A 22,325-nucleotide genomic window follows, 5' to 3' on the forward strand; every position below is an offset into this window, starting at 1 on the left:
AGTGCTTTAATATAAAGGAATATATACAATGACAAAGATAAATGATTTGAAAGAAACACGTAATCAATACCAACTATATAAAGAGGCATACAGGTATTGGCAGAATATGCATTACAGAGTTGAACATAGCAAAAATTACACTAATGTGAATATTCGTGACGACTGGTATGCATTTAGTAATTTTTATGCTTGGTTCGAACCGAACTATGAAAACGGATGGCAATTAGATAAAGACCTTCTATCAGGTACTATATACAGTCCAGACACCTGCTTGTTCGTACCTAATGAAGTAAATCAGTTGTTTCGAACATTCAGCACATCATTAATGAAGGGAGTTGTACAAAATCATAAAGGGTATCAGGCCCAAATTTCTATCAATGGGGTAATAATAAAATTAGGTACATATCCTACAGTACAAGAAGCACATGACGAATATGTACTTGCACGAAAAGAAAGGTGTTTAGCTTTATCTAACCAATACTCAAATTACACAAAGTTAAGTTCAGTACTTTACAACTATTCAAAATAATAAAAAAGCCAGCGGGAAGGCTGGCTATTTTAATACAAATGGAGATATTACATGACTATTTATAAAAAATTAAAGTACATTAGTTCAGATTGCGGCAGTGGTAAGACACATACACTAATACAACAGATATTGCGTACTTATGATCGGTATATCATCGTACAAGGTACATTACAATTAGTCGAACAGACACATAACGACTTAGGTACTGTATCAAAGATCATTACGTCCAAAAGCTGTACCGAAAGTGTGGAAAAAGAATTATATGAATTTTTATTAAATCCAACTTGTAGAGTGTTACTTATCACTGATAAATCATTTTTGCGTATAACTGATTTATCATTACTTCGACAGTGGAAGATATATCTAGATGATGTTGTATCATTCCATGACTTCGCAACACCAAACACCAACCAGAAATCACTAATTGAGAATGAATTGTTTCATAGCTTTGAAGCAATTGGTGATAATCATGTTACGGCTAAACCAGTTACGGAATTCAATGATGTAGTACTTGAAAATGCGGCCAAAGCATTTTCTTTCGTTAAGCAGTACGATCACTTTCTTTTCAATGCACGTTTCTTTGAGAAAGTAGGCGGTACTAATCAGTACAAACAAGAGAAAGATCAGCTTCAAGTAATGTCTTGGGTGAACTTGAAACGTTTCATTGGGCTTGATATTACGTTTATGGCTAACGATTTTGAGAACACACTTGTGTACTTATCATCACCTGAAAGTTTTGAACGTACTACCATAAAACTGAGAGAGCGTTCAGTACCCCTACAGCAGCGTATGAGAGTACATTACTTTAGTGATGTACCATTAACTGCCTCACTACGTTCAAACTCACCTGAGCAGTTTGAGAAGGTTTTAGAGTGGATAAGAAGTAATTTAACTGATTACATATTTACCGTGAATAGTGACCAAAACGAAAAAGTACTTAACGGTAAGTATGTACCACCTAAAAGCCGGGGTATTAATGATTACAAGAACTACACAAAAGCCGTTTGGTTAAGTTCACTCAAACCTTCTAATGTAGAAGTAAAACAATGTGAATTAATGTTTGGCCTAACATACAAGCAGATAGTACAAGCAAGAGAGAATGAAGAACTATATCAATTTATACAACGTACAAAACTACGTGACTACGAGAGCGATGTAGTAGTAGATATCTATGTGTTCGATAAGCAACAGGCACTATCATTGGCTGATACACCAATCTTTATTGATTTAGCTATTGAGGTAACGAATAGTGCTAAGCCAGTTAGTACATTCTTGCCATTGAACTTAAGTACTTCACAGAAAAAAGCATATCAACGAATTACTAAAGAGCAATTTCCAACAATTGAGTCATTCAATAAGTGGATGAATAAAAAAGCACAATTACAACTGAATGAACAGCAACGATTGCATTTTGTATCTAAGTATAATTCACTACGTTGATCATAAATATGTCTCTAAAAACTATCTAATATTGTTAGGTAATAAAAGGAGACAAATTAAGACCGAAGGGCGTAAAACAAGTACAGGAAAACGGGCAAGCCCGTTTGATGTACGCAGTGTTACGACATAAGGCGGTATGTACCGCCTTATCGAGATTATATCCCTTTATATAATTAAGATAGCACACGAATTCGCTCCGCTCATTCGCGGCTATATTATGATGTACTGAACTCGCTCGTACCTCGCCAGATTCAGTACATCATAATATTTTCTCTTTATGTACTAATAAGTACAAATAGTAATACGGGGTCGGCCTTACGGCCTAAAGTATTTCGCTGTACAAAGGCGTGTCGTCGGCTGTTTAAGCCTCCTAATATGTACTCAGTCAGTACATCCAAGAGCGAAGCGATATCCCATCTGATCATTTCCCGGCATGATGGTGAAATTTTCAATCAAGACATGAAACGAATCCATTGATCCGGCATATTGTTTGTCTATGTAATGAGCATTAGACTATGTGAAAATGTGTAGGGCGATGTTCAGATTGAAGTACTTAAAAGGATACTAAAATGAACAGGAAACAATTCATCCTCAGTCACGGTGCGACTTGCAATAACTGGACTTGGAGTTGGTCATTTGTAAATCACGAAAAGAAGATGGTGATTTTCGGTGCATGGGATGTTGAGAGTGATAAAGAGCGGGACGTAATCTTAAAGGAAGATTGGGAACTTAGTGCCAAGAACAAAAAGCAACCAGGATACACCCAAGCCTTGGAACATATATCATATATCGAAAGGGGCTATGAACTTTTTACCTTTTATATGGTTTTTTCAGAGAGAGAAGATAACCCGGATGTTGCAGTGATTGAAGACTTCGAACGGAAGTTGAATAAAAGATATTTGCGTAAAGAAAATGGTATATGGTATGCGGATTTCACTGAAAGCTATTTTCCAAATGAAATCCCATCAGCGGAAACATACATTGAGGGAGCTAAAACGCAAGTAATAGTAAACTCATATGAGCGTGATCCTCAAGCAAGGCAAGAATGTATTGACCATCATGGAACATCCTGTAAATGTTGTGGTTTTAATTTTGAGAAGTTCTATGGTGAACATGGTAAAGGATTCATTCATGTACACCATATCAAACCAATACATACACTAGGTGATAACTATAATGTCGATCCTATAAGTGATTTGATTCCCTTATGCCCAAATTGTCATGCAATGATACATAGGGACAGTAAGGTACTAACTTTAGACACTTTAAAAGAAATCATTAAGAAAAATGAAAAGATTACTTGAAATGTTGGGGGATAAGATGAAGAAGTTATTAACAGTCGCGGTATTATTAATAGCGAGTACTAACGCAAATGCTGCGTTTTATTTAATAACTAATGAAGGGAATAAAGTGACTGTCAGCAATGACTTATCGATTGCTGTATACATTAATCCTAAAACTGGAGCGGAGAGGTTTGTTAGGGATATGACCTCTACTGACCAGGTTGATAATTATGGTCGCCCATATACATCTGTTGGTTACTATAATTCAAAATGTCAGAAAGTTAAAAGATGTGGGGAGCGATCACTGGGTATTAAAATGTATGGTGATAAAGTTGGGGGGGCTAATATAATATTTTTTGATTCTGATTTTCATGTAATAAAAACCGAAGATGTTGATGAGAAAAACATAACAAAAGATTAAGTTATATTATTGCCTTTGAATAGTATGAGCCAAAGGCAATGCACAACTCAGATGTATTATAGTAAATACCATAAAACATTGCTATGGGTTTACAAAATGATAATTGAATTTAAACAATATGATGATGGCAGTTACTACTACCACTATATAACCAATGATATACGCATCTGTACTGATGGTACTGAGATGACTATTGAAAATCGCGATTACGATATTAAAAAAATACGTAATATGTGGCACTATTTGAATCCATCAGACGAGATGCGATTTCAGTTAAGTACTGTAACTGATTATGTGGCTGATATATGCAGGGTAGTTACAGTACTGGATACTATAATGAATGGATAGTAATTTATAAAAATAATACAAAGCTCAGTCATTTTTATTTAACTGAGCTTTTTTAATGCTATCTAGGAATTCAAAACCATGAATCAAAGAAACTTGATATTTTATCGCAAATATAATCTTTCACCTTTTTTAATGGTTCTTTAACCACTTTGGGTAAAGGTGCATAATCAATTACGTCGTCTAAAACGTTTTTTACGGTTTCGGTGAAACCCTTTTTTGACTCATCTTTTGCCTCTTTGGTTTTATTCTCTTCTCTAAGAGTACTGTAGACTGCCGCTTTAGATTTTTTGGGTAGCCTGAGAATCATTTTTTTCACTAGCTTGTCAATGTTATATTTCAATGGAGCGGAAACAGCGATACAACCATTACTAGTTTCAAACAAGCGGCTATAAATATCTATTTCCTTTGCTTCAAGGTTATTAATTTGATTGCTTGATGGTTTTTTATCTGATTGATTCCATTCATAAGAAGGCTCTATTTTGTCGGCCTGATTTATTACGAAAAGAATTTTCTCTTCTGCATTTAGAGGTTTTATTACATTTTTATAAAAATATTCATCTGGGGCTAGTGCTCTATCATCTGCCTTGATAACCCATAATATCAAATCGAGATTAGGGATTTGTTCTTCATAGAGTGTTTTGTATTCAGCATCACGCTCACTACTCTCACCGACACCTGGAAGATCTATAATGGTCAGTTTTCGACCACCAACATCAATTTTCAATTCCTCAAGAGTTCTGGTGCAAGCTTCTACGTGGCTAACTTTACACACATCCTGTTGAAAGATTGCATTGCAGAGTGATGATTTCCCGACACCAGTCTTTCCCATAACGCCAATGCGTGGTTCATAGTCAATGACTTCTGTCAATTTTTTCTTTGTATATCTTGATATATCTGGCGGCAGTGAGGAAAGGATATCGTCGAGTATTTTAGTGTTCTTAGTACTTTGCTCGCTGGTGCTTTCAGACTTCGAATTTGTATTGTCTATGTTTTTATGAGTTTCATCAGCTATTGTGGATACAAATTTACCTGCTTGAGAAAAAAATCCCATTTTCAATCCTTTAGAATGTGCTATGTGTATTAATATATTAAATTTTATGTAGGAATTTTCAACCTACTTTTTCAATATACTTTGAGTTTAACTTAAGTTATGAAATCTGGCTTCAAAGAAAAAGAACGTGAACTGTAATAATGACTAACTATGGGTTTGGGTGATCGGTTTGGCTGGCTTGAAGTGAATAGATAATGAATCACCATACTACAAAAAATGGTAGTACTGCGGCTAGTCTTTTACACATTCCACAACTTCACAGTGATGGTAAACCTTACAATGTAATAGGGGAGGCACATACTACCTGTTGATGTTAGAATCAAATTGATTATTTATTACAGACTCACATGCATACACTAGGCTATTTAGGAAAAATAAAAATATCCTCAATATTAGCATTAAAATATTCAATATCATTCGCTAAATTGTTCTTGATGTTTTCAAGATTTTCCAAGAGAACATCCGGCTGATCAGGTGTCATTATGTTACTTAGAGTTATAACGGTCATTGAAGTTCTATAATATTCTGTAAGTCGTAAATATGCTCTTTTAACGTCGCTAGGATATTTTATATTCCAACGGGAACATGACTCTAGTTTTGCGTTTAAATCATATGCTCGTAATATTTCGTGAGTAATTTTATTCGCTATGAAATCATACCTTTTATCATTACGTTTTACAGTCAAAATGTCGAAATGAAGTTGTTCGATACCAAAAACAATTTCATCATATTCTGACATTAATTTTTTAACATGGTTAAAGCCCTCTTCATTTTGTTTTGACTTTATCCACTGAGGAGCTGCTTTGTATGCTTTCCAGGCAACAACAAAAGTAAGAAATGTAGACAGAGAACTGATCCAATCAGTTATAGACCCCCATTCGATTTTTTCATCACCAAAGAATAATATTTTTAATAATACACAAGCTATGAGAAATATAAGTGCCAAAACTGTTATTATAAGTGTGAGATTGATTTTTCTATATTCCAAGATAATTTACCTTATCGATATGCATGAAAATAAAACACTTTCATTTCACTTTAAAGAAATTTGTAAATTTTTGTCTTTTAAAATCATCATAGTGAGATTCAGATTCAGCAATTTCACTTAATAATTCAGCATAAATTGTTTTGAAATGACCGTACATAGTCCGAAATTCATCGATGCCAATATAATTCACATTATAAACCGCACTTCTTGCTGAGTTATATGCATGAGATGCAGAAACATGGCAATTACGCAAATGCTTAATTGTTGTTTGTATAAGATGGTCGTTTTTAATTTCAATAGACCAACGTTCTATTAATTGAACTTCCTCCGATAATCTATCAATGGATTTAATGATACCATTGTGATAGTTAATTAATTCATCATACTTATCCATATGAGTACTATCCACTCTTGTCATTCCATTTGCAACAGCAGTTAATAACTCAAGGGTTGCATGTAATTCTTTGATCCCTTCGGCAGTTATACGGAAATTAGAATCGATTTGAGATAAAATTTCTTCTGCTTTATCAAAACCTTTAGTATGTGATCTCTGAGAAAACCAACGATTCGCGTTAAATGCTGCATATATCGCTGCAAGGGCCATCGCAAAATTACTAGCAGCAGAAATCCAGTCTGTAATATTTTTATTATCCATTTCTATAACCTGTGTTGTCTCTTGTCTCGTTGTACACACTATATAATATTAAATGGAGTTTAGGAAAGTTCTTAATGTCATTTCTGTTTGCGTACTCTGTGTTCAGTCATATGATTATACGAAATCCGACTTTTCAGAGGCGATTATGGATACAGTTGAGGAATTGAATGGTACATACTACTATGCTGGTAAATCAAATTTAACTGCTGCTGAACTATTCTTCATGGTGTTTTGTGAGAAAACAATTGATCAGTTTGGTTTAGGGATTGTGGATTTCAGTGCAGTAATCGCAATAGTTTCAGGTCGAAATGATTTGGCGACACGAGCAAAACCTAACGGAGCAGTTCGAGGTACATCATATGCCTCAAAAGCAGCCAGAGCTGTGTTCAAAAAGGCGAAGTTTCCATATGGTTTATCACTTCCAACATGGCTGGGCGGCTATACACCTTGGACCGCACGAAAGCAAATGGTACGCAACATCGCTCCATTTGTTGGACGTACTATACCGTTAATCGGTGTAGTAATCCTCTCGGTTGATGTTTCTCTTATTGTTTACAATACCATCAGCGATTACAACGCCATTGCTAGGGGGAATGATAAAATATGGTAAACAACATAGAGGAACGAGTATATGAACTCATTCGCCCATATGCAGGGGCATATGTATTGTCTGGTACACCAGTTCCATTAACTCCAGATACAGACCTTGATAGTGATCTGTCGATCGATGAATTAGAGGCTGAGGATCTCATGGAGCAGTACTTCAATGAACTACATGTAGAAAGAGGGAATTTTAATATAAAAACATATTTCCCTGATACTCAAGTTTCATGGAATCCATTTAAAAAAAGAGAGCCAGTACCAGTACCGGATTATACTATCGGGATGTTAATTGAATCGGCAAAAGCCGGACGTTGGTTATACGACTAAAGAATATTGATTCGATTCAACGTTATTCGGTAAACTTCGCATATCACGCCCACTCACAATGGGTAGGTTTGTTAATGGTGTGGGTGTGGCGTGAATTAGATTTCAAAACGGTAGTTCTCCCTGATCAACGAACCAACCTGATGCATGTTCACGCATCACCTCTTCCTCTGACCTAATCAAATCAATTCCATCCTGTACTCTCTGTAACGGCACATCAGAGATCAGTACGAAACAGTCACGTTCTATCGTACCGAATATGTACATATTCGGTAGTTTTGAAAGAATGTTTTCAGTGATCCATACATCGCTCAGTACTGAACCACAAAACACTGTTTGAATATAAAAGTTACATATGATGGTAACAGTACAAAGCCAATTTTAATTGGACATGAAAAGTGAATAGTAGCATTATATTGCGATTGCTTAACCACTTCTGGTTAAGCAATCATAATTAGCTCAATAAGATCCTACCGTTTTCAGGAGTTGAGATCTTATCACAGTAGGAATGGTATATTGTAATATCTAATTGTGATGAGCATAAGTCACGAAGCGTATTGTTGTTTGGGTTACTAATGCTACCAATTAACATCCGCCCTGCAACAGGTTTAATTCCCGTGATATTAATTATATCATTAACATCATTACGCGTTATAGTAAAAGAAAATGCTTGGTGAACAACGTTAATGTAATTATCGGAAAGTGTAGAGCATTCAACGTCAAATATATTGCCGATAAGTTGAATGTTTGGGTGTAAAATGTCTAGTAACTTATCAGGATCAACATGTAAAATTTTTTTTAATACCTTTACCATAAGAGTATCTCGCAGTTTGAAGTAGTATTATCGGCATAGTTCAGGCAGAATTTATGCCGAGACAGGGTTTTATCGAAAAATTTTTTAAAATGAAAACATAGGTTTATAATTTCATTATCTAATTAACTCCTATAGGTTCTACCATACATCCTAAAGCAAGCGAGGTTTCGGCAGCCCGTTATTTTTTATATATATAAAATTTAATAACACTCCCGCACCGCAAATTAGATTACTGCAAACCCAATTTTATTATCAGTACACTGACATTCTATTTCATCGCCACAATCACAAAGTTTAATTACTTTACTGTATCCGTAGTACCATTCTTTTACGAACTTATTCATTGTATCGATGTTTTTAGGTTCACAGTTGAGGTGGAAACCTACACACCAAAACGATCTGGTTCCTAATAAGCATTTTTTAATGGCAAGTAGTTTTTTAACGTCTTTTTTAAATCCATTAATTAAAGTTTGTGGTTTTTTCGAACACTTCAATTCAATGAATATATAGGAATTGATACGTGTCCGTTTTTTCCTGAATGCAATATCGATGAACATATTATATTTGTCACGTAATTTCCTGTTATCAGGAAGTGCCAGTATTTCTCTCTCGACGAACACACCAGGTAATTGGGTCATAAAGTACTCAAGTTCTACTTGTAGCCATTTCTCCCAATCATTTCGTTCTCGTTTGAGAATCATTCGTAGTCTAGATCTTACTCCCTCATCTTTTAAAAATTCATCCATGATGGTTTTAACAGTATTTGCATCAGCTCTTTCAGTCATAATAACTCCCTCTATTTTAGAAATATTTTATCGGCAAAAAACATAAATACTTTAATGAAAAATGGAGTGTATAAATGATGATTAGTCTGAGGTCTTTAGCGAAACAGTACGGATACGATGAATCAACGGTTCGCCAGTGGCGTGATAAAGGTATGCCTTTTGGTGCTGATGTAATTGAAAATGAGACACGTGAATGGATAGTACAAAATATTCTTATGCCTCTGCGTGAAACCGATCTAAATGAACAGATACAGCGTGAACGCCTGAGAAAGCTCCAGGCTGAGGCAGACCTCGCAGAGGCAGAGGTACGGGTCAAAAAGGGTGAACTACTGGAATCCAGTACTGTAGAGCGTGAACTCTCGCAGTACTTCAAAACGATGCGTGATTATCTACGTACTTTACCAAACAGAGTACACCACGAGATACACGAGCAAGCTGATGCACTGGCAGTAAAACGGATTTTACTGCAACGCATTGATGAAATTCTTAATGAAATAGGAACAATGACAATGGAAGGAACGTTCACGGATGAACATATCGACAGTACTGAAACGAACAGTACGAAACCTGATCCCACCGATAAAATATAAACCCTCTGAATGGGCAGAAAAGAATTTAGTACTTCCCGATGGTGCAGCCGCCGGACAGAAAATCAAACTGCACTCATTTCAGCGTGAGATGCTGGATATCATTGAAGATAACCGATACAAGAAAATCGTTTATAAAACGAGTGCTCAAATCGCAAAAACGACAATATTGAATTCGGCATTATTCTACTGGATGAGTACTGACAGTTCTAATATCGGTATTGCTCAATCATCTCTCGCAGAACTGAAACAATGGAAATCTGGGAAAATAGATAAAACCATTGATGCTGTTCCAGTACTAAAAGATCTTGTAACAGATAAGAATGATAAAACAAAAGCAAATAATCAGAACCAGATTGAATTGCGTGATGGAAATTTTCTGTACTTCATGACGCTCGGTAGTGCAAAAGCACTCAGGGGGAAAACATTAAAACGAATTATTCTGGATGAAATATCAGCCATTGATCAGAATACCGATGAGGGGAATCCAATTCGATTAGCGGAACAACGTGCTACCGATTTCGGACAGGAAGCAAAGATACTCATTTCAAGTACTCCTACTTTCTCCGGGGATGCAATCGATGTTGAGTACCAGAACAGTGATCAACGGGAGTATTTCTGTAGATGCCCGCACTGCGAGCATGAACATACCTTAAAGTGGGAAAACGTAAAGTTTGATTGGCGAAAGGTCGGACGGCGTGATCTCCCTGATAGCAGTACTGCCAGATTGCATTGCCCTGAATGTCATACTGAAATCACAGAGGCACAGCGTGTACGCATGGTTGCATGTGGTCGTTGGGTTGCCACCAATCCCCAGGTTACTGATACCGCCGGATTCTATATCAACCGTCTGTACTCACCGAACAGTACCATTCAGGCCATCGCAAAAGAATTTGAAATGGCATGGTATGAATATAATTACCAGTCATTCTATAACACAGTACTCGGCCTGCATTATTCAGAATTCCAGGATGAACTTGATGATCTCCAGCTCGAAGCATTAAGGGATGAATCATTTGATTTAACCCATATACCTGATTCAGTACTAGGAATTGTCATTGGTTGCGACCAACAACTAGACAGGTTAGAAGCTCAGGTAATGGGATTCAATGAATCAGAGCTATTTGTCCTCGGTTATCGGTACTTCTACTCACCCAACTGTGAGATTAAAGGGGCGAAGGCATACAGCGATCTCGCTGTATTCTGTCAGCAGAAGTTCAGAACGGTATCCGGTCGTACAGTGCCTGTACTCAAAGTTGCGGTTGACAGTGGAAACGGCAGAGCGACACAGACAGTACATTCATTCTGTCAGGCGTATAAACGATTCGAGGCAATCAAGGGGAGTAGTAGTACCAATGGCCCACTCTTCAAATCAAGTACATCTGAGGGACGTCAGTTCTACATGCTCAATGTACATGAGGGTAAGAACTGGGTACGTTCATTACTGAATAATGCCTTGTCAGAAAAAAACGACGCACCGCTCAAAATACGATTCGCTCATGATCTCCCTGACGACTATTTCGATCAGTTAACATCGGAAACCCTGGAACGTTCCGGTACGGGTTTTCGCTGGAAGTGTACTCCAGGCAGACGTAATGAAGCCCTGGACACGCTTGTGTACTCACTGGCGATGATGAAACTTGCACTTTCAAAATTGGGTACTCAACCGTTCAAAACATTACGTGAATATAAACAAACAACACGTGAAGAAACTGAACTGCCAGTACAGCCACCATCAGAGATTAAAACGAATAAATACTCCAGAACTAATACAACTCTCGGAAAATTATGGTTCGGAGGATAAATGAAAGAAACGATTTATATTGGCGAGGTGCTATATGAAGTACTTCCGGCCAATACAGTTATTAAAATCGGGAACAGTACCCAAACGCTATATGAATATAAAAATGAAAATGCCGATGATGTAACGGCATTAATCGATACGAAAAATTTTACAGCAGGGTACTATACCGTAGTAATAAATACAGACGGGAACATGCGTATCAGTAATATAACAGTTATTGATCCGATGGCACAAACCAACAGATTGTCAGAACTACAAAAACAACTTGATGATATCAATGTCATCATCAGTGCACGTATAAATAATGATAATTCACAACTGACAATTAATAACAAAACATTAATTCATGAGGATTTAAATACACTCATGAATCTGAAAAATTCAATCACCAGTCAGGTAAATGAATTAAAACGTAAAATGAAAAATGGCAGTACTGGATTTTTTAAATCAACAATACATTGCCGATAAAACAGGAGCACATGGAATGTGGCCTTTTAATACACGGCAGACTCATCCACAACCGGAACTGCCACAATCAAAACCAGCCAGAAAGAAAAGAACGCATAACAGTACTTCGGAATTCAAAAGTGAAACCCGTTCTTTAACAGGATTGCCTACACGCATTCTTGGTACATACGGTACAGGTGTTCAGAACGTTAATATCAATGCAGTGCTGCGACAGTCACTGACAGCATTACGTGATGCATCCCGTTCTCTGACGCTACAGAATCCATATGCCCGCCGTTACGTACAGATGAGTTCAAATGCTGTAGCCGGTGCTGATGGGATCACTGTCAGGCCAGCCCCGATAATGGGTGAACAGACAAATCAGGAACTGTCGGATCGTCTGGAGAAAATGTTCTATGAGTGGGCTTCTGATGCTTCACGTTTTTCACTGGACGGTACTCTTTCATTCGATATCTTCCAGGCACTGGCAGAACGTACACGAGCAACCGATGGTGAATGTTTTATTCGTATCCATCCGGGACGGGAACTACAGATATCAGTCATAGATGCAGCCCGTATTCCAAGTACCAAAAATGAACTACTCAATAACGGTTCCTATATCAGTAACGGTATTGAACGGGATCGTAACGGAAAAGTACTGGCTTACCATGTAGCAGATATCAATCCACTGAATTACACGGTTAACGCTTCCAGTACTGAACGTGTTCCGGCAGATGAAATCCTTCATTACTTCGTACCAGAGTACGCAGGACAGGAACGCGGATTCCCTGACTGTATAAGCGTGTTTAAAACGCTTGAGGACTTCAACAGTTATAACGAAGCGGCAGTCATTCAGAAGAAAATAGCCAGTTCGGCTATGGGTTTTGTCACTAACAGTGATACCACGCAGGATGAACTACTCGATACTGAATCTGAACCACGTGAACACATTGAGTACTTTGAACCTGGAACCATAAAAGAGCTACAGCCTGGTCAGAACATTCAGACACTGAATCCCACAGCAGGCACAGACAAGATCACAGAATTCAGTGATGCAGTACTCACCACTATCAGTACAGGTCTGGGTGTACCCAAATCTATGCTTACTGGTGACACCCAAAATGCATCATTCAGTGCTGCAAAAATGGCAGATCGGATATCACGGGAAGGTTTTAAAACCCGCAGTAATTTACTCATCAGTAAAGTACTGAGACCGATCTACCGCGAGTTTATTAAACGACTGATGGTGACAGAACTGAATAATCTGTCATTTGTGGATTTTGAAAACATTGTGAATTGTACCTTTATCACAGTTAAACCCGTCAGTCTTGATCCAGTAAAAGATGCTCAGTACGAGCAGATACTATTAAACATGGGTGTTAAATCTCGTTCTCAGATAATCCGTGATTTAGGCATGGAGCCACAACACGTATTTGAAGAACTGGGAATGGAAAAGGGAATAAATACAACAAATAATGAACAGGGAAGTTCAGATGGAAATAAACAAAACACAGAAACGGGAGATGACACTAACGAGTGAAAATAGTCTCTCAGATAATGACAGTACTACTGTCCTGTTAGCATTCAGTTCTGAAACGCCAGTGACTCGTAATATTGGTGGTCAGGAATACAATGAAATTCTTCTTCACGGTACTGAGAATGTTTTACTGGACCGTTTAAATTCCGGTGCGGCCTTATTATTCAATCATAATATGGATGCTCATATCGGAACCATTGAATCAGCAACGATTGATTCAGACCGTGTGGGACGTGCATTAGTTCGTTTCAGTGCTGTGGGTTTGGGTGCAGAAAAATATGCGATGGTGCAGGAGCGTACATTACAGAAAGTTTCAGTAGGGTACTCAATTCTGGATTATAAAATTGAAGGTAATGATTTACTTATTACTCAATGGGAACCTTATGAAATCAGCATGGTTACAGTACCCGCAGATAATGAAGTCGGTATCGGTCGTGCATTAGAAACTAATACGGATGATGAACAAGAATCAAGTGCTGAACTAGAAGAAACAAATGCTGAACAGGAATCCAGTACTGAAATAACAGAAGCAAATGCTGAGCAGGAATCCAGTACTGAACTAGCAGAAACAAATACTGAGCAGGAATCCAGTACTGAAACAGAAGAAACAATAAATACAGAGTCTGAACCAGAACAGGATGTTCAGGAAGACGAACGTATAAATGAAATAAACGCCATTTCACGTGCGTTTAATACAGCCGATTCCATTCGTGATGAGGCAATTAAATCTGGTTTATCCATAGATGGATTTAAACGCCAGGTCATGAATAAAAATACAACTATCAAGGAAGATAAAAAAATGGAATTTTCTCTAAACGCATTGATGCGTAATATGCTCGATGGAAAAAATACTGATGCACAGTACGGTAAAAATGGTGTCATCATCAGTAATGCTGATTTCATTCGTGCTGGTGTGACAACTGCGACAGCGAAAGATGTTATTCATACTGATGTACTGTACGGTTCATTTATTGATGTACTACGTGCAAACAGTGTCTTAAAAAACTTTCCGGTACAGATGTACACTGGTTTAACCTCAGAAATCGCATTGCCAAAACTATCCGGTGATTTCACCAAAACCTTCGATTTCATTGCGGAGAATGGCGTATCACCAGAAGTTGACGCGAATTTCGAATCAGTACTGATGAAACCACGTACCTTCACGGGTTCAGTACCGTTATCACGCACAGTCGTGAAATCCTGTCCTCAGATTGAACAAATTGTTTCTCAGGCGATTGTTGCGGGTTCCGCTGAACGCCTTGAAACAATCATTATGAAAGCAGTCGTGGATGCAGCAATTGCAGCAGGTCATGTTAAAACCGTCACTGCCTATGATTATGACAGTATCGTAGAGGCTCAGGGTGAACTAGGTGATGAGGGAGTAAACTTCGGTAATATCAGTGCTGTTATGTCCCCATCTACTAAAGCAACACTACGTACTACATTACGTGGTACGAATACCGCCGCAGTCTATTTGTTTGATGACGGTGATCTCTGTGGTGTACCAGCCTATGACAGTAAAGTACTGGCTGGTGCTGGGGATTTCGTAATTCTCGGTGACTTCTCAAAACTGGCGATTGCTCAATGGGGTGACAGTTTGGAACTCGATATGGATGATACTACCAATCGTAATCGTGGTTCTGTTATTGCTCGTGTGTGGGCTGATATCGATTTTGCACTCACCAATCCAGAAGCATTCCGTGTAATTAAAGTTAGTGCATAACATATGCGAGCATTTAAACCATCACAGTGTGATGTGTTCATAAATGCTTTCGGTGAAACAGTACAAACAGAAAAGGGAACCACTTTCAGGGCCATTCTTGAAATGGTTCCCGTAACTATATCCAGCGGTAGTGGTGCTTTCATCGAATCAAATGAAACATATTGCACGGCAAAAAAAACTGATATCAGTACCGTCACCATAGGTTCAGTACTGATTATTCGGGGCGTAAATTACACAGTCTATAACATTGTCGATGACTTATCCGGTTTAGTGGATATCTATTACCGCACTGAGGAAGGGCAACACTTCGCGGAGGACTATTGATGTCAAAGCTAATCGTCAATGTACGTAAAACAATGAAGTCACTAATTAACAGTACAAAAAATCTCAAAACGTCACGTGACAGTGATATTTTCGAAGAAATTGCATTTAACTTTAGTAAACAGAGTATCAGTTTTGGTACTAATCAACGCTATCAGGCAAACATTACTGTTCAGTATCTGGTTTCACCGAATCCGACAAATGGCAGTACTGCCCCTTCACTCACATATGATGAAATTATTACAGTATTTGATGAACAGAAAGGGCAGGCTTTTCGGGATAATAATTTAGTTTTGATAGGTTATTCATATGAGCAGGGTGACATAGTTACCGATCCTACAACGGGTTCAGTCAGTCTGGCTTTTACAATAAATATCATAGTAATCGAAAAACAATAACAAGGATCTACTATGACAGACATATATGCAGGTTTAAATTTTAAATTATATGTCAATGGTGACACGGGTAATACATCCCCACAGGGGGCGGGTAATCTTCTTATTAATGAAATTGCCGCATTTCCAGTACTGAAAATCAATTCCAGTACACAGTCTATTGAAACATATGATAGTGAATATTCAACAAAACTCATGGCAGAGCAGGGAATAGATCCCTTTAGCATTGTTGTGAATTACATACCGGATGATGAATCACACCAGTACCTTGATCAAATGTCCGGATCTGGACAGGAATTTCAGGTAGTACTCAATTACCGACAGAGTGAGGGTACTATTGATTATGCAATCGTGAATGGTTCCATTACGGCGTCAATGGTGAATGGTGATAAGGATTCAGTACTGACGAAAACCTATACATTTACACCAGAAGATGTCATTGCACGTTCAACAACGATTAATGCCTTAGTCGCCGTTTTCCAGGGTGACTACGGTATAGGATCAAATGGTGTAGATGTACCACAGTACATAGCAGACGTACCCGCAGGTAACAGTTTTATCAAGGTTACGGCTAATCAGGATGGTAATCCAGTAGGAGCTGATATGCTCGGTATTGGTCTGGTGGATGTAAACTCAGTATGTTCACTGGCAGTCAGTAAAAGTGGAGCACTCGCGATTTATGCGAAGAATGCCTCTACTGCCTGGTCACGCATACTGACAGCAACACAGATCGCAGGGCAGTATGTGCCGATGAGCAGAACTATCAATGGCTATTCGCTCAGTACTGACGTGTCGTTATCTAAGGCCGATGTAGGATTGGGTACTGTGACCAATGATCCACAGTTAAAGATCTCAGCGAATCTCGCAGATGTGGCTAATGCCAGTACTGCCAGAACTAATCTTGACGTATACAGTAAGGCTGAAACAACTGCTAAGTATGTCGATAAAACTACTACAGTTAATGATCATCCATTATCGGGTAATGTCGTAATCACTAAGGCCGATGTTGGCTTGAGTACTGTAACCAATGATCCACAGTTGAAGATCGCTGCGAATCTCTCAGATGTGGCAAACGCCAGTACTGCCAGAAGTAACTTAGGCCTGGGTAATGTAACCAATGATGCTCAGTTAAAAATTGCAAGTAATCTTGCGGATGTGGCAAATGTCAGTACTGCAAGAGCTAATTTAGGTCTTGGTACAGCCGCTCAATTTAACGTTGGTAACAGTGGTAATACTGTACCCGTATTGGGTAATAGCAATACATGGAAATCAACTCAGGTTTTTGAAAGCGTACTATATGCAAATTCAGGATTTGAAGTTGGATTTTTGGATAAGTCAACTACGCAAATTATCGATTTTCATACCTCTGGCAATAATATTGATTACGATTCACGAATATATTCCTTTGGTGGGAATACATCCGTAGGTAATGGCGTTATTGGGTTTTCTGCGAGTGAAGTTAATATTCCAGTATTAAATTTAACAACTCCGCTTTCAATCATCAGTGGTGGTACTGGTGCAAATACATCAGCAGGAGCACGAATACACTTAGGACTTGGTAACTCAGCAGTATTGAATATTGGTACAGTTGCTAATACAGTTGCATCAGGTAATGACGAACGGTTGAATACAATTAATGGTAAAACTGGCGGTACTGTTATCGGTGATATCAAAGCAACAATTGATTCTGGTACATCTGCAACTAACATTGATGCTGGAAAGCTTATATCTGCTTATAGTGGTTTTTTAACTCCACACTATACCTATCTAACTCACCGTTATGATAGCAATTTTGGTTCATATGCATATCTTGCTCTTGTTCCTGGTACTACAGCACAATTCTTTAGATTTCTTAGTGATGGTAGATTCATGTCTCCAAAACTTGAATCTTCTGATACATTAACTGTTTATGGGCGATCAACACTTAATGGTTCAGTTACAGCCGGGAGTGTTTTTCTTAGTGATAATAGTGTAACTCCACAGGGTTTGCATCTTAACTGGAATAGTGTGGCTGGTAGTGGTACGTCATATTTAATTAACAATCAGGGGTTAGGTAATCCTGGTGGATTTATTTTTGCTAATGTTGCACAAAATGGTGCTGAAACCGGACGTGTTACAATCACAAAAAATGGTGATATTGTTGCTAATGGAAATTTAGTATCAGGTACGTCAACGTTCTATACCACAGCAAATATTGCAGGGCCAACATGGAATCATTCAGGCACATCCGATTTAGTAACTTTCCTTGCAAAATCCTATGCCCCAATTTCAGATCGCCGTATTAAAACAGATATCGTACCTATTACAGTTGAAGATGCAATCAGCGAAGTGAAATCATGGAAAACGTATGATTATAAATTTTCATATGGTAAAGATGGACGCGGTATTATTGCTGATGAGGTAAACCCAAAATACGTTACTGAAACAAAACTCACAATTGACGATATTGATAATGTATTGCAGGTTGATCAACTTGGAATGTTAATGGCTAATGTTCCTCCAGTACTGCAATACCTGTTAGATAAGATAGACAATCTTGAAAGTGAAATTTCAGAACTAAAAATTAATAAATAAGGGAAAGGAATTCCCAATAAAATTATATAAGGATATAAAATGGCAATGGATATTTTTTCTGGTGCTAACCTCGCTGTTAGTATTGGTACGGCTGGGCCTACAGTTGCAACTGATTTTCAGGTTGTACCGGAAGTTGGTGTATTCACTACATCAGGCTTTGAAAGTACTGTAATCGATGTGGTCACTTTTAATAGTGCATATAATCGTAAACTGTTAGGTACTAAATCAATTCCCGATATTGAATTGACGGTCAACTACTTACCTGACAATACAGTACATAAATTGCTTGAAACGCTTGCAGATGAGCAGAAACGCTGTCAGGTAAAGATAGAGTACTTTAATGACTCAACACATACCGATGGTTTCTATGTAATTTATACATGCTTTGTGTCAAGTACTACCCTCGCAGGTGATAAAGATGCAGTCGTGACCAAAGCATTCAACCTCGCGGTTGATGGTGCGGCGATTCAGGCAGGTATTCTACCAACTGCATAATAGTGAATTAATAAATAAGGTAAGGAATAGTCCTTACCTTTTTTTATGGAAATAATAATATGAATATTGAACAGTTAAAACAAAAATTAAAACCAACCCTACATACTTTTGAAATTGAAAAGGGTATTACCGTACAGATTCATCGTCCGACACAACGCGATCTACCGGAATGTAAATCTCTTGAAAGTACATTGGTATTATGCGTTAAAGATGAAAATGGTGATCCTGTTTTCAGTACAGAAGATGTGGAGGGGCGTATTAACGTTAATGGTATTGATTTTAAAATGGCAAATAAAATCTATATGGGAATTATGGATCTTGTTTCTGCTGATAAAGTTGATGAAATTGAAAAAAAGTAAGAAGTGATCAGTACCTGAACTACTTTTGTAAGATGGTGAATAAACGGGGTCTGAGTCCTGATGAATTTAATAGTTTAGATCCTGATGTGCTTGAAGCATTAATGGTATATGACGCATATATTGAACCTTCCGGTACTAAAATTGATATGTTATTTCATGCTCACCGATGTTATTCAGAGGCAGTATCAAATCCAAATCTCACAGAGTCATTTCGAAAAGGTTTGAAAATTACTGATTTCGATTTTCTACAGATTATAGATGGTGAAAACCTCACGACTAAAGAACGTCATGAACGTCATTTAGAGAAGATAAAAGAGAAACAAGCCAATGATATTACATCACTTGGAGAGCAAATAAGGAAAATTGCTTTAGGGAAAAATAATGGCAAATAATAATGATATTAGAGTTACACTTGATGGTGATATTACTCCATTACAAAGAGCATTGAGAAAAGGTACTCAGTCACTTGATGAATTTGGTTCTCAGAGTGGCGGTATTGTAGAGGAATTTACCAGTACACTAAGCGGTGGCATGGGTAAAGCCGGATTAGCGTTTACTGGTCTCGCTGGTACAGTAGCTGTAGCGGGAGCGGGTATTGCATTAACATTCTCACGTGTAATGGACAGTGCTGAAAAGTCTTTTGAAGTTTTCCAGGCAGCGAGTCTGAGTCTTACAAGTCTGAGCCAGATTCAGCAAATGGCTAATATGTATGCCAAAGTAGGTCTTACTATGGAGAACGTAGCAGGCCAGCAAAAAGATCTGAAAGATAAATTGCAGGATGGATTATTCAATGCTGGCGGTAGTATGTATACCGATGTCATTAAACCGTTGAGTCTGAATATTGTAGAATTACTAAAAATGGCGGCAGCAGGTGATGATGTATTCGCAAAAATTTACTTTGCTGCAAAGGCACAGGGTTACAGTGCTCAACAAATGGTGAACATGTCTGAGACAATCGGTAATGACATGACAAAAAGATTACCAGTACTGAGCCAGTACAATTCAGAACAGGAATACCAGATTGCATTAAGCAAACAGACCGTACAATTAACGGATGAACAAAGTGCATCATTTGAAAAGTATCGCAATTCTACTAATAACTTATCAAATGCATGGGAAAAATGGAATTATGCAGTACTGGCCCCAATAGCAGACAGATTAGCTGATATCCTTGACCTGATGACCAGTATTATTAATAGTGCTCCGGTTTCCAATTCTGCCTATGTGACCAGTCAGGAAGGTATTAAGCAGGTAGAAGAGTACCAAAAGGGTTTTCAGAACGAACTACTGAGAAATTCATCAATTTATGGTGCTCAGTTAGCAGCAGATCAACAACAGGCAATTGATGCAGCCAAAAAGAAGAGCGAAGAACTAAAACAATATACCAGTGATGTTAATGACAATATGTCAAAGGCATTTAAGCCAGCAACTGATGGTAGTGATGCGAATACATTAAAAAATGCAATGAAGCCGCTGCAAACTTCACGACAGAAGATCCTGGATCAGCTTAGTGATTTAAAAACACAAGATGCACAAATGAAGGATGCAATTAAGAAATCTTTATACTCAGCTTATCATGGCAGTACTTCTGAAATGAATACTGCATTAGAGCAATGGAATGCAGGTGTAAAGGAAAAACGTGAAAATCTGAACAAACAACTCAACAAAGATGCTGAGGATGCCAGGAAGAAAGCGGAAGAAGCAGCGAAAAAAGCAGCGGCAGAAGCTAAGGCACGTGCGGATAAAGAGATTGCGGCACGTAAGGTTCTAAACAAGGCCATTTCAGATATGACCATTGATAGTAATGCACGCCAGTTAGCAGAATTCGACAGGCAACAGGATGAATTAGTTAAATCAATTAATGCCAGTGCTAAAACGCTTGGACTGTCCAAGAATGAACTGGAACAGTACCTGAATAATCAAAAGGTCAGTGCAGCCGCAAAACGTACTGAAATGGTTAATCAGATGATTGGTTATCAAGATCCTAATAAATCATTGAGAGATACAAATAATCTTATTGAGAGCGGCAATCTCAATGACCAGCAAAAAACGTTTCTCGCTGATCAACAGAATGAACGTACTAATGGTGATAATCCCTTTGCCTATGACAACACGGCACAATTACAGAAAGAAAACACTGATGCGATGAATCTCGAACTTGCTCAGAATGATATGTTACTGAAAGGTCATGAAGACTATGAGAAACGCAAAGCGGAAATTACTGCAAAATACAATGCTAAGGCGATCGATATCAGTTACCAGCATTCACAGGCTGAACTGAGTATTTTTAGTGATGCCGCAAAAAGTCTTTCTGGTGCGATGGTTGCCGCATTTGGTGAGAGTTCAGGTGCAGCCAAAGCCGCATTCATGGTCAGTCGCGGGATCACAATCGCACAGACAGTACTGTCAATTCAGTCAGCACTGGCACAGGCACTGGCCCAGCCGTTTCCGGCATCATTAGCGAGTTACGCGAAAGTACTTTCACTCGGTATGAGTATCATCAGTACTGCAAAGGGTGCTTCATCAGGTCAGTTTCATGGCGGTGTTGATGAACTCCCCGCAAGCTATGATAACAAGTCATTTGTACTGAAAGCAGGGGAGCGAATTGTCCAGCCCGATGCGAACAAGAGGCTGACGTCTTTCCTTGATAATCAGGAGAAGAGTAACAGTACTGGTGGTGATATCACAATCAATGCTCCCCTTATCGTACAGGGTGATATATCTGGTAGTGATGCCAAATTTAATGAAATGCTAAAGAAACACGCCAATAGCGTTAATCAGGCAGTACGTACAGCACAGAGACGTAATACATAATGATAAATACCCTAAAACAAAGGGTATT

23 protein-coding genes are annotated in these 22,325 nt (G+C 38.2%); 18 read left to right on the forward strand and 5 right to left on the reverse strand.

What is annotated here, in order from left to right; all coding sequences use genetic code 11:
• The first annotated feature begins 28 nt into the window (after positions 1–28).
• From ABIB59_RS06270 to ABIB59_RS06285, 4 genes are all read left to right on the forward strand, one after another.
• The gene (locus ABIB59_RS06270; protein WP_354034469.1) at positions 29–529 is read left to right on the forward strand and encodes a hypothetical protein; all 501 of its coding nucleotides are present in this window, start codon (positions 29–31) and stop codon (positions 527–529) included.
• 51 nt (positions 530–580) lie between these two features.
• Complete coding sequence (locus tag ABIB59_RS06275; protein WP_354034471.1) at positions 581–1,969, forward strand: hypothetical protein; 1,389 nt, start codon at positions 581–583, stop codon at positions 1,967–1,969.
• A 569-nt stretch (positions 1,970–2,538) separates the two neighbouring features.
• Positions 2,539–3,273 carry an HNH endonuclease gene (locus ABIB59_RS06280; protein WP_354034473.1) on the forward strand — a complete coding sequence of 245 codons (735 nt, stop codon included), beginning with the start codon at positions 2,539–2,541 and terminating at the stop codon, positions 3,271–3,273.
• Entirely contained in the window at positions 3,257–3,673 is a 417-nt protein-coding gene (locus ABIB59_RS06285; RefSeq protein ID WP_132438960.1) for a hypothetical protein, read from the forward strand. The genes ABIB59_RS06280 and ABIB59_RS06285 overlap by 17 nt, the downstream gene beginning before the upstream one ends.
• 418 nt (positions 3,674–4,091) lie before the next feature.
• On the opposite strand, the gene ABIB59_RS06290 is transcribed toward ABIB59_RS06285, so the two are convergent.
• The 3 genes from ABIB59_RS06290 to ABIB59_RS06300 all read right to left on the reverse strand — a co-directional run bounded on the left by ABIB59_RS06290 (position 4,092) and on the right by ABIB59_RS06300 (position 6,715).
• Positions 4,092–5,072, reverse strand: coding sequence for a GTPase family protein (locus tag ABIB59_RS06290; protein WP_132438959.1), 981 nt, complete (start codon positions 5,070–5,072; stop codon positions 4,092–4,094).
• A 361-nt stretch (positions 5,073–5,433) separates the two neighbouring features.
• The gene (locus ABIB59_RS06295) at positions 5,434–6,060 is read right to left on the reverse strand and encodes a hypothetical protein (protein ID WP_354034476.1); all 627 of its coding nucleotides are present in this window, start codon (positions 6,058–6,060) and stop codon (positions 5,434–5,436) included.
• Between the two features lie 40 nt (positions 6,061–6,100).
• Complete coding sequence (locus tag ABIB59_RS06300) at positions 6,101–6,715, reverse strand: hypothetical protein (RefSeq protein WP_354034478.1); 615 nt, start codon at positions 6,713–6,715, stop codon at positions 6,101–6,103.
• A gap of 145 nt (positions 6,716–6,860) precedes the next feature.
• On the opposite strand from ABIB59_RS06300, the gene ABIB59_RS06305 reads away from it, so the two are divergent.
• Both ABIB59_RS06305 and ABIB59_RS06310 read left to right on the forward strand, forming a co-directional pair.
• Entirely contained in the window at positions 6,861–7,325 is a 465-nt protein-coding gene (locus tag ABIB59_RS06305) for an STM2901 family protein (protein WP_354034480.1), read from the forward strand.
• Entirely contained in the window at positions 7,319–7,645 is a 327-nt protein-coding gene (locus ABIB59_RS06310; RefSeq protein ID WP_354034482.1) for a DUF1493 family protein, read from the forward strand. The genes ABIB59_RS06305 and ABIB59_RS06310 overlap by 7 nt, the downstream gene beginning before the upstream one ends.
• A gap of 451 nt (positions 7,646–8,096) precedes the next feature.
• Here the strand turns inward: ABIB59_RS06310 and ABIB59_RS06315 are convergent, their stop codons facing one another.
• Positions 8,097–8,456, reverse strand: a complete 360-nt coding sequence (locus ABIB59_RS06315) for a hypothetical protein (protein ID WP_354034484.1) — start codon at positions 8,454–8,456, stop codon at positions 8,097–8,099.
• 224 nt (positions 8,457–8,680) lie between these two features.
• Entirely contained in the window at positions 8,681–9,241 is a 561-nt protein-coding gene (locus tag ABIB59_RS06320) for a hypothetical protein (protein ID WP_354034486.1), read from the reverse strand.
• Positions 9,242–9,315: 74 nt separating this feature from the next.
• Here ABIB59_RS06320 and ABIB59_RS06325 point away from each other — a divergent pair, with 74 nt between their 5' ends.
• The 12 genes from ABIB59_RS06325 to ABIB59_RS06375 are packed head-to-tail and all read left to right on the forward strand — an operon-like array spanning position 9,316 to position 22,297.
• Positions 9,316–9,831: a DUF1441 family protein gene (locus tag ABIB59_RS06325; protein WP_354034488.1), complete on the forward strand. Its 516-nt coding sequence runs from the start codon at positions 9,316–9,318 to the stop codon at positions 9,829–9,831.
• Positions 9,770–11,632, forward strand: coding sequence for a terminase gpA endonuclease subunit (locus tag ABIB59_RS06330; RefSeq protein WP_354034490.1), 1,863 nt, complete (start codon positions 9,770–9,772; stop codon positions 11,630–11,632). The genes ABIB59_RS06325 and ABIB59_RS06330 overlap by 62 nt, the downstream gene beginning before the upstream one ends.
• Positions 11,633–12,100 (forward strand): hypothetical protein, encoded by a 468-nt coding sequence (locus ABIB59_RS06335; protein WP_354034492.1) that lies wholly within the window; start codon positions 11,633–11,635, stop codon positions 12,098–12,100.
• A complete protein-coding gene (locus tag ABIB59_RS06340) occupies positions 12,057–13,619 on the forward strand; it encodes a phage portal protein (RefSeq protein ID WP_354034494.1) in 1,563 nt (520 codons plus the stop codon). The genes ABIB59_RS06335 and ABIB59_RS06340 overlap by 44 nt, the downstream gene beginning before the upstream one ends.
• Positions 13,573–15,339 carry a phage major capsid protein gene (locus ABIB59_RS06345; RefSeq protein ID WP_354034496.1) on the forward strand — a complete coding sequence of 589 codons (1,767 nt, stop codon included), beginning with the start codon at positions 13,573–13,575 and terminating at the stop codon, positions 15,337–15,339. Before ABIB59_RS06340 ends, ABIB59_RS06345 begins: the two co-directional genes overlap by 47 nt.
• 3 nt (positions 15,340–15,342) lie before the next feature.
• A complete protein-coding gene (locus ABIB59_RS26340) occupies positions 15,343–15,663 on the forward strand; it encodes a head-tail joining protein (protein ID WP_502910484.1) in 321 nt (106 codons plus the stop codon).
• A complete protein-coding gene (locus ABIB59_RS06350) occupies positions 15,663–16,058 on the forward strand; it encodes a hypothetical protein (protein WP_354034498.1) in 396 nt (131 codons plus the stop codon). Before ABIB59_RS26340 ends, ABIB59_RS06350 begins: the two co-directional genes overlap by 1 nt.
• Positions 16,059–16,070: 12 nt before the next feature.
• The gene (locus tag ABIB59_RS06355; protein WP_354034500.1) at positions 16,071–18,629 is read left to right on the forward strand and encodes a tail fiber domain-containing protein; all 2,559 of its coding nucleotides are present in this window, start codon (positions 16,071–16,073) and stop codon (positions 18,627–18,629) included.
• 39 nt (positions 18,630–18,668) lie between these two features.
• The gene (locus tag ABIB59_RS06360; RefSeq protein ID WP_354034502.1) at positions 18,669–19,124 is read left to right on the forward strand and encodes a phage tail tube protein; all 456 of its coding nucleotides are present in this window, start codon (positions 18,669–18,671) and stop codon (positions 19,122–19,124) included.
• Between the two features lie 59 nt (positions 19,125–19,183).
• Positions 19,184–19,483 carry a hypothetical protein gene (locus ABIB59_RS06365; RefSeq protein WP_354034504.1) on the forward strand — a complete coding sequence of 100 codons (300 nt, stop codon included), beginning with the start codon at positions 19,184–19,186 and terminating at the stop codon, positions 19,481–19,483.
• A 32-nt stretch (positions 19,484–19,515) separates the two neighbouring features.
• On the forward strand, positions 19,516–19,875 hold the full coding sequence (locus ABIB59_RS06370; protein WP_354034506.1) for a hypothetical protein: 360 nt from the start codon (positions 19,516–19,518) through the stop codon (positions 19,873–19,875).
• Positions 19,865–22,297 carry a hypothetical protein gene (locus ABIB59_RS06375; protein WP_354034508.1) on the forward strand — a complete coding sequence of 811 codons (2,433 nt, stop codon included), beginning with the start codon at positions 19,865–19,867 and terminating at the stop codon, positions 22,295–22,297. Before ABIB59_RS06370 ends, ABIB59_RS06375 begins: the two co-directional genes overlap by 11 nt.
• The last annotated feature ends 28 nt before the right edge of the window (positions 22,298–22,325 follow it).

It is taken from the genome of Citrobacter sp. UYEF32, from assembly GCF_040546205.1.
Classification (GTDB): Bacteria; Pseudomonadota; Gammaproteobacteria; order Enterobacterales; family Enterobacteriaceae; genus Phytobacter; species Phytobacter diazotrophicus.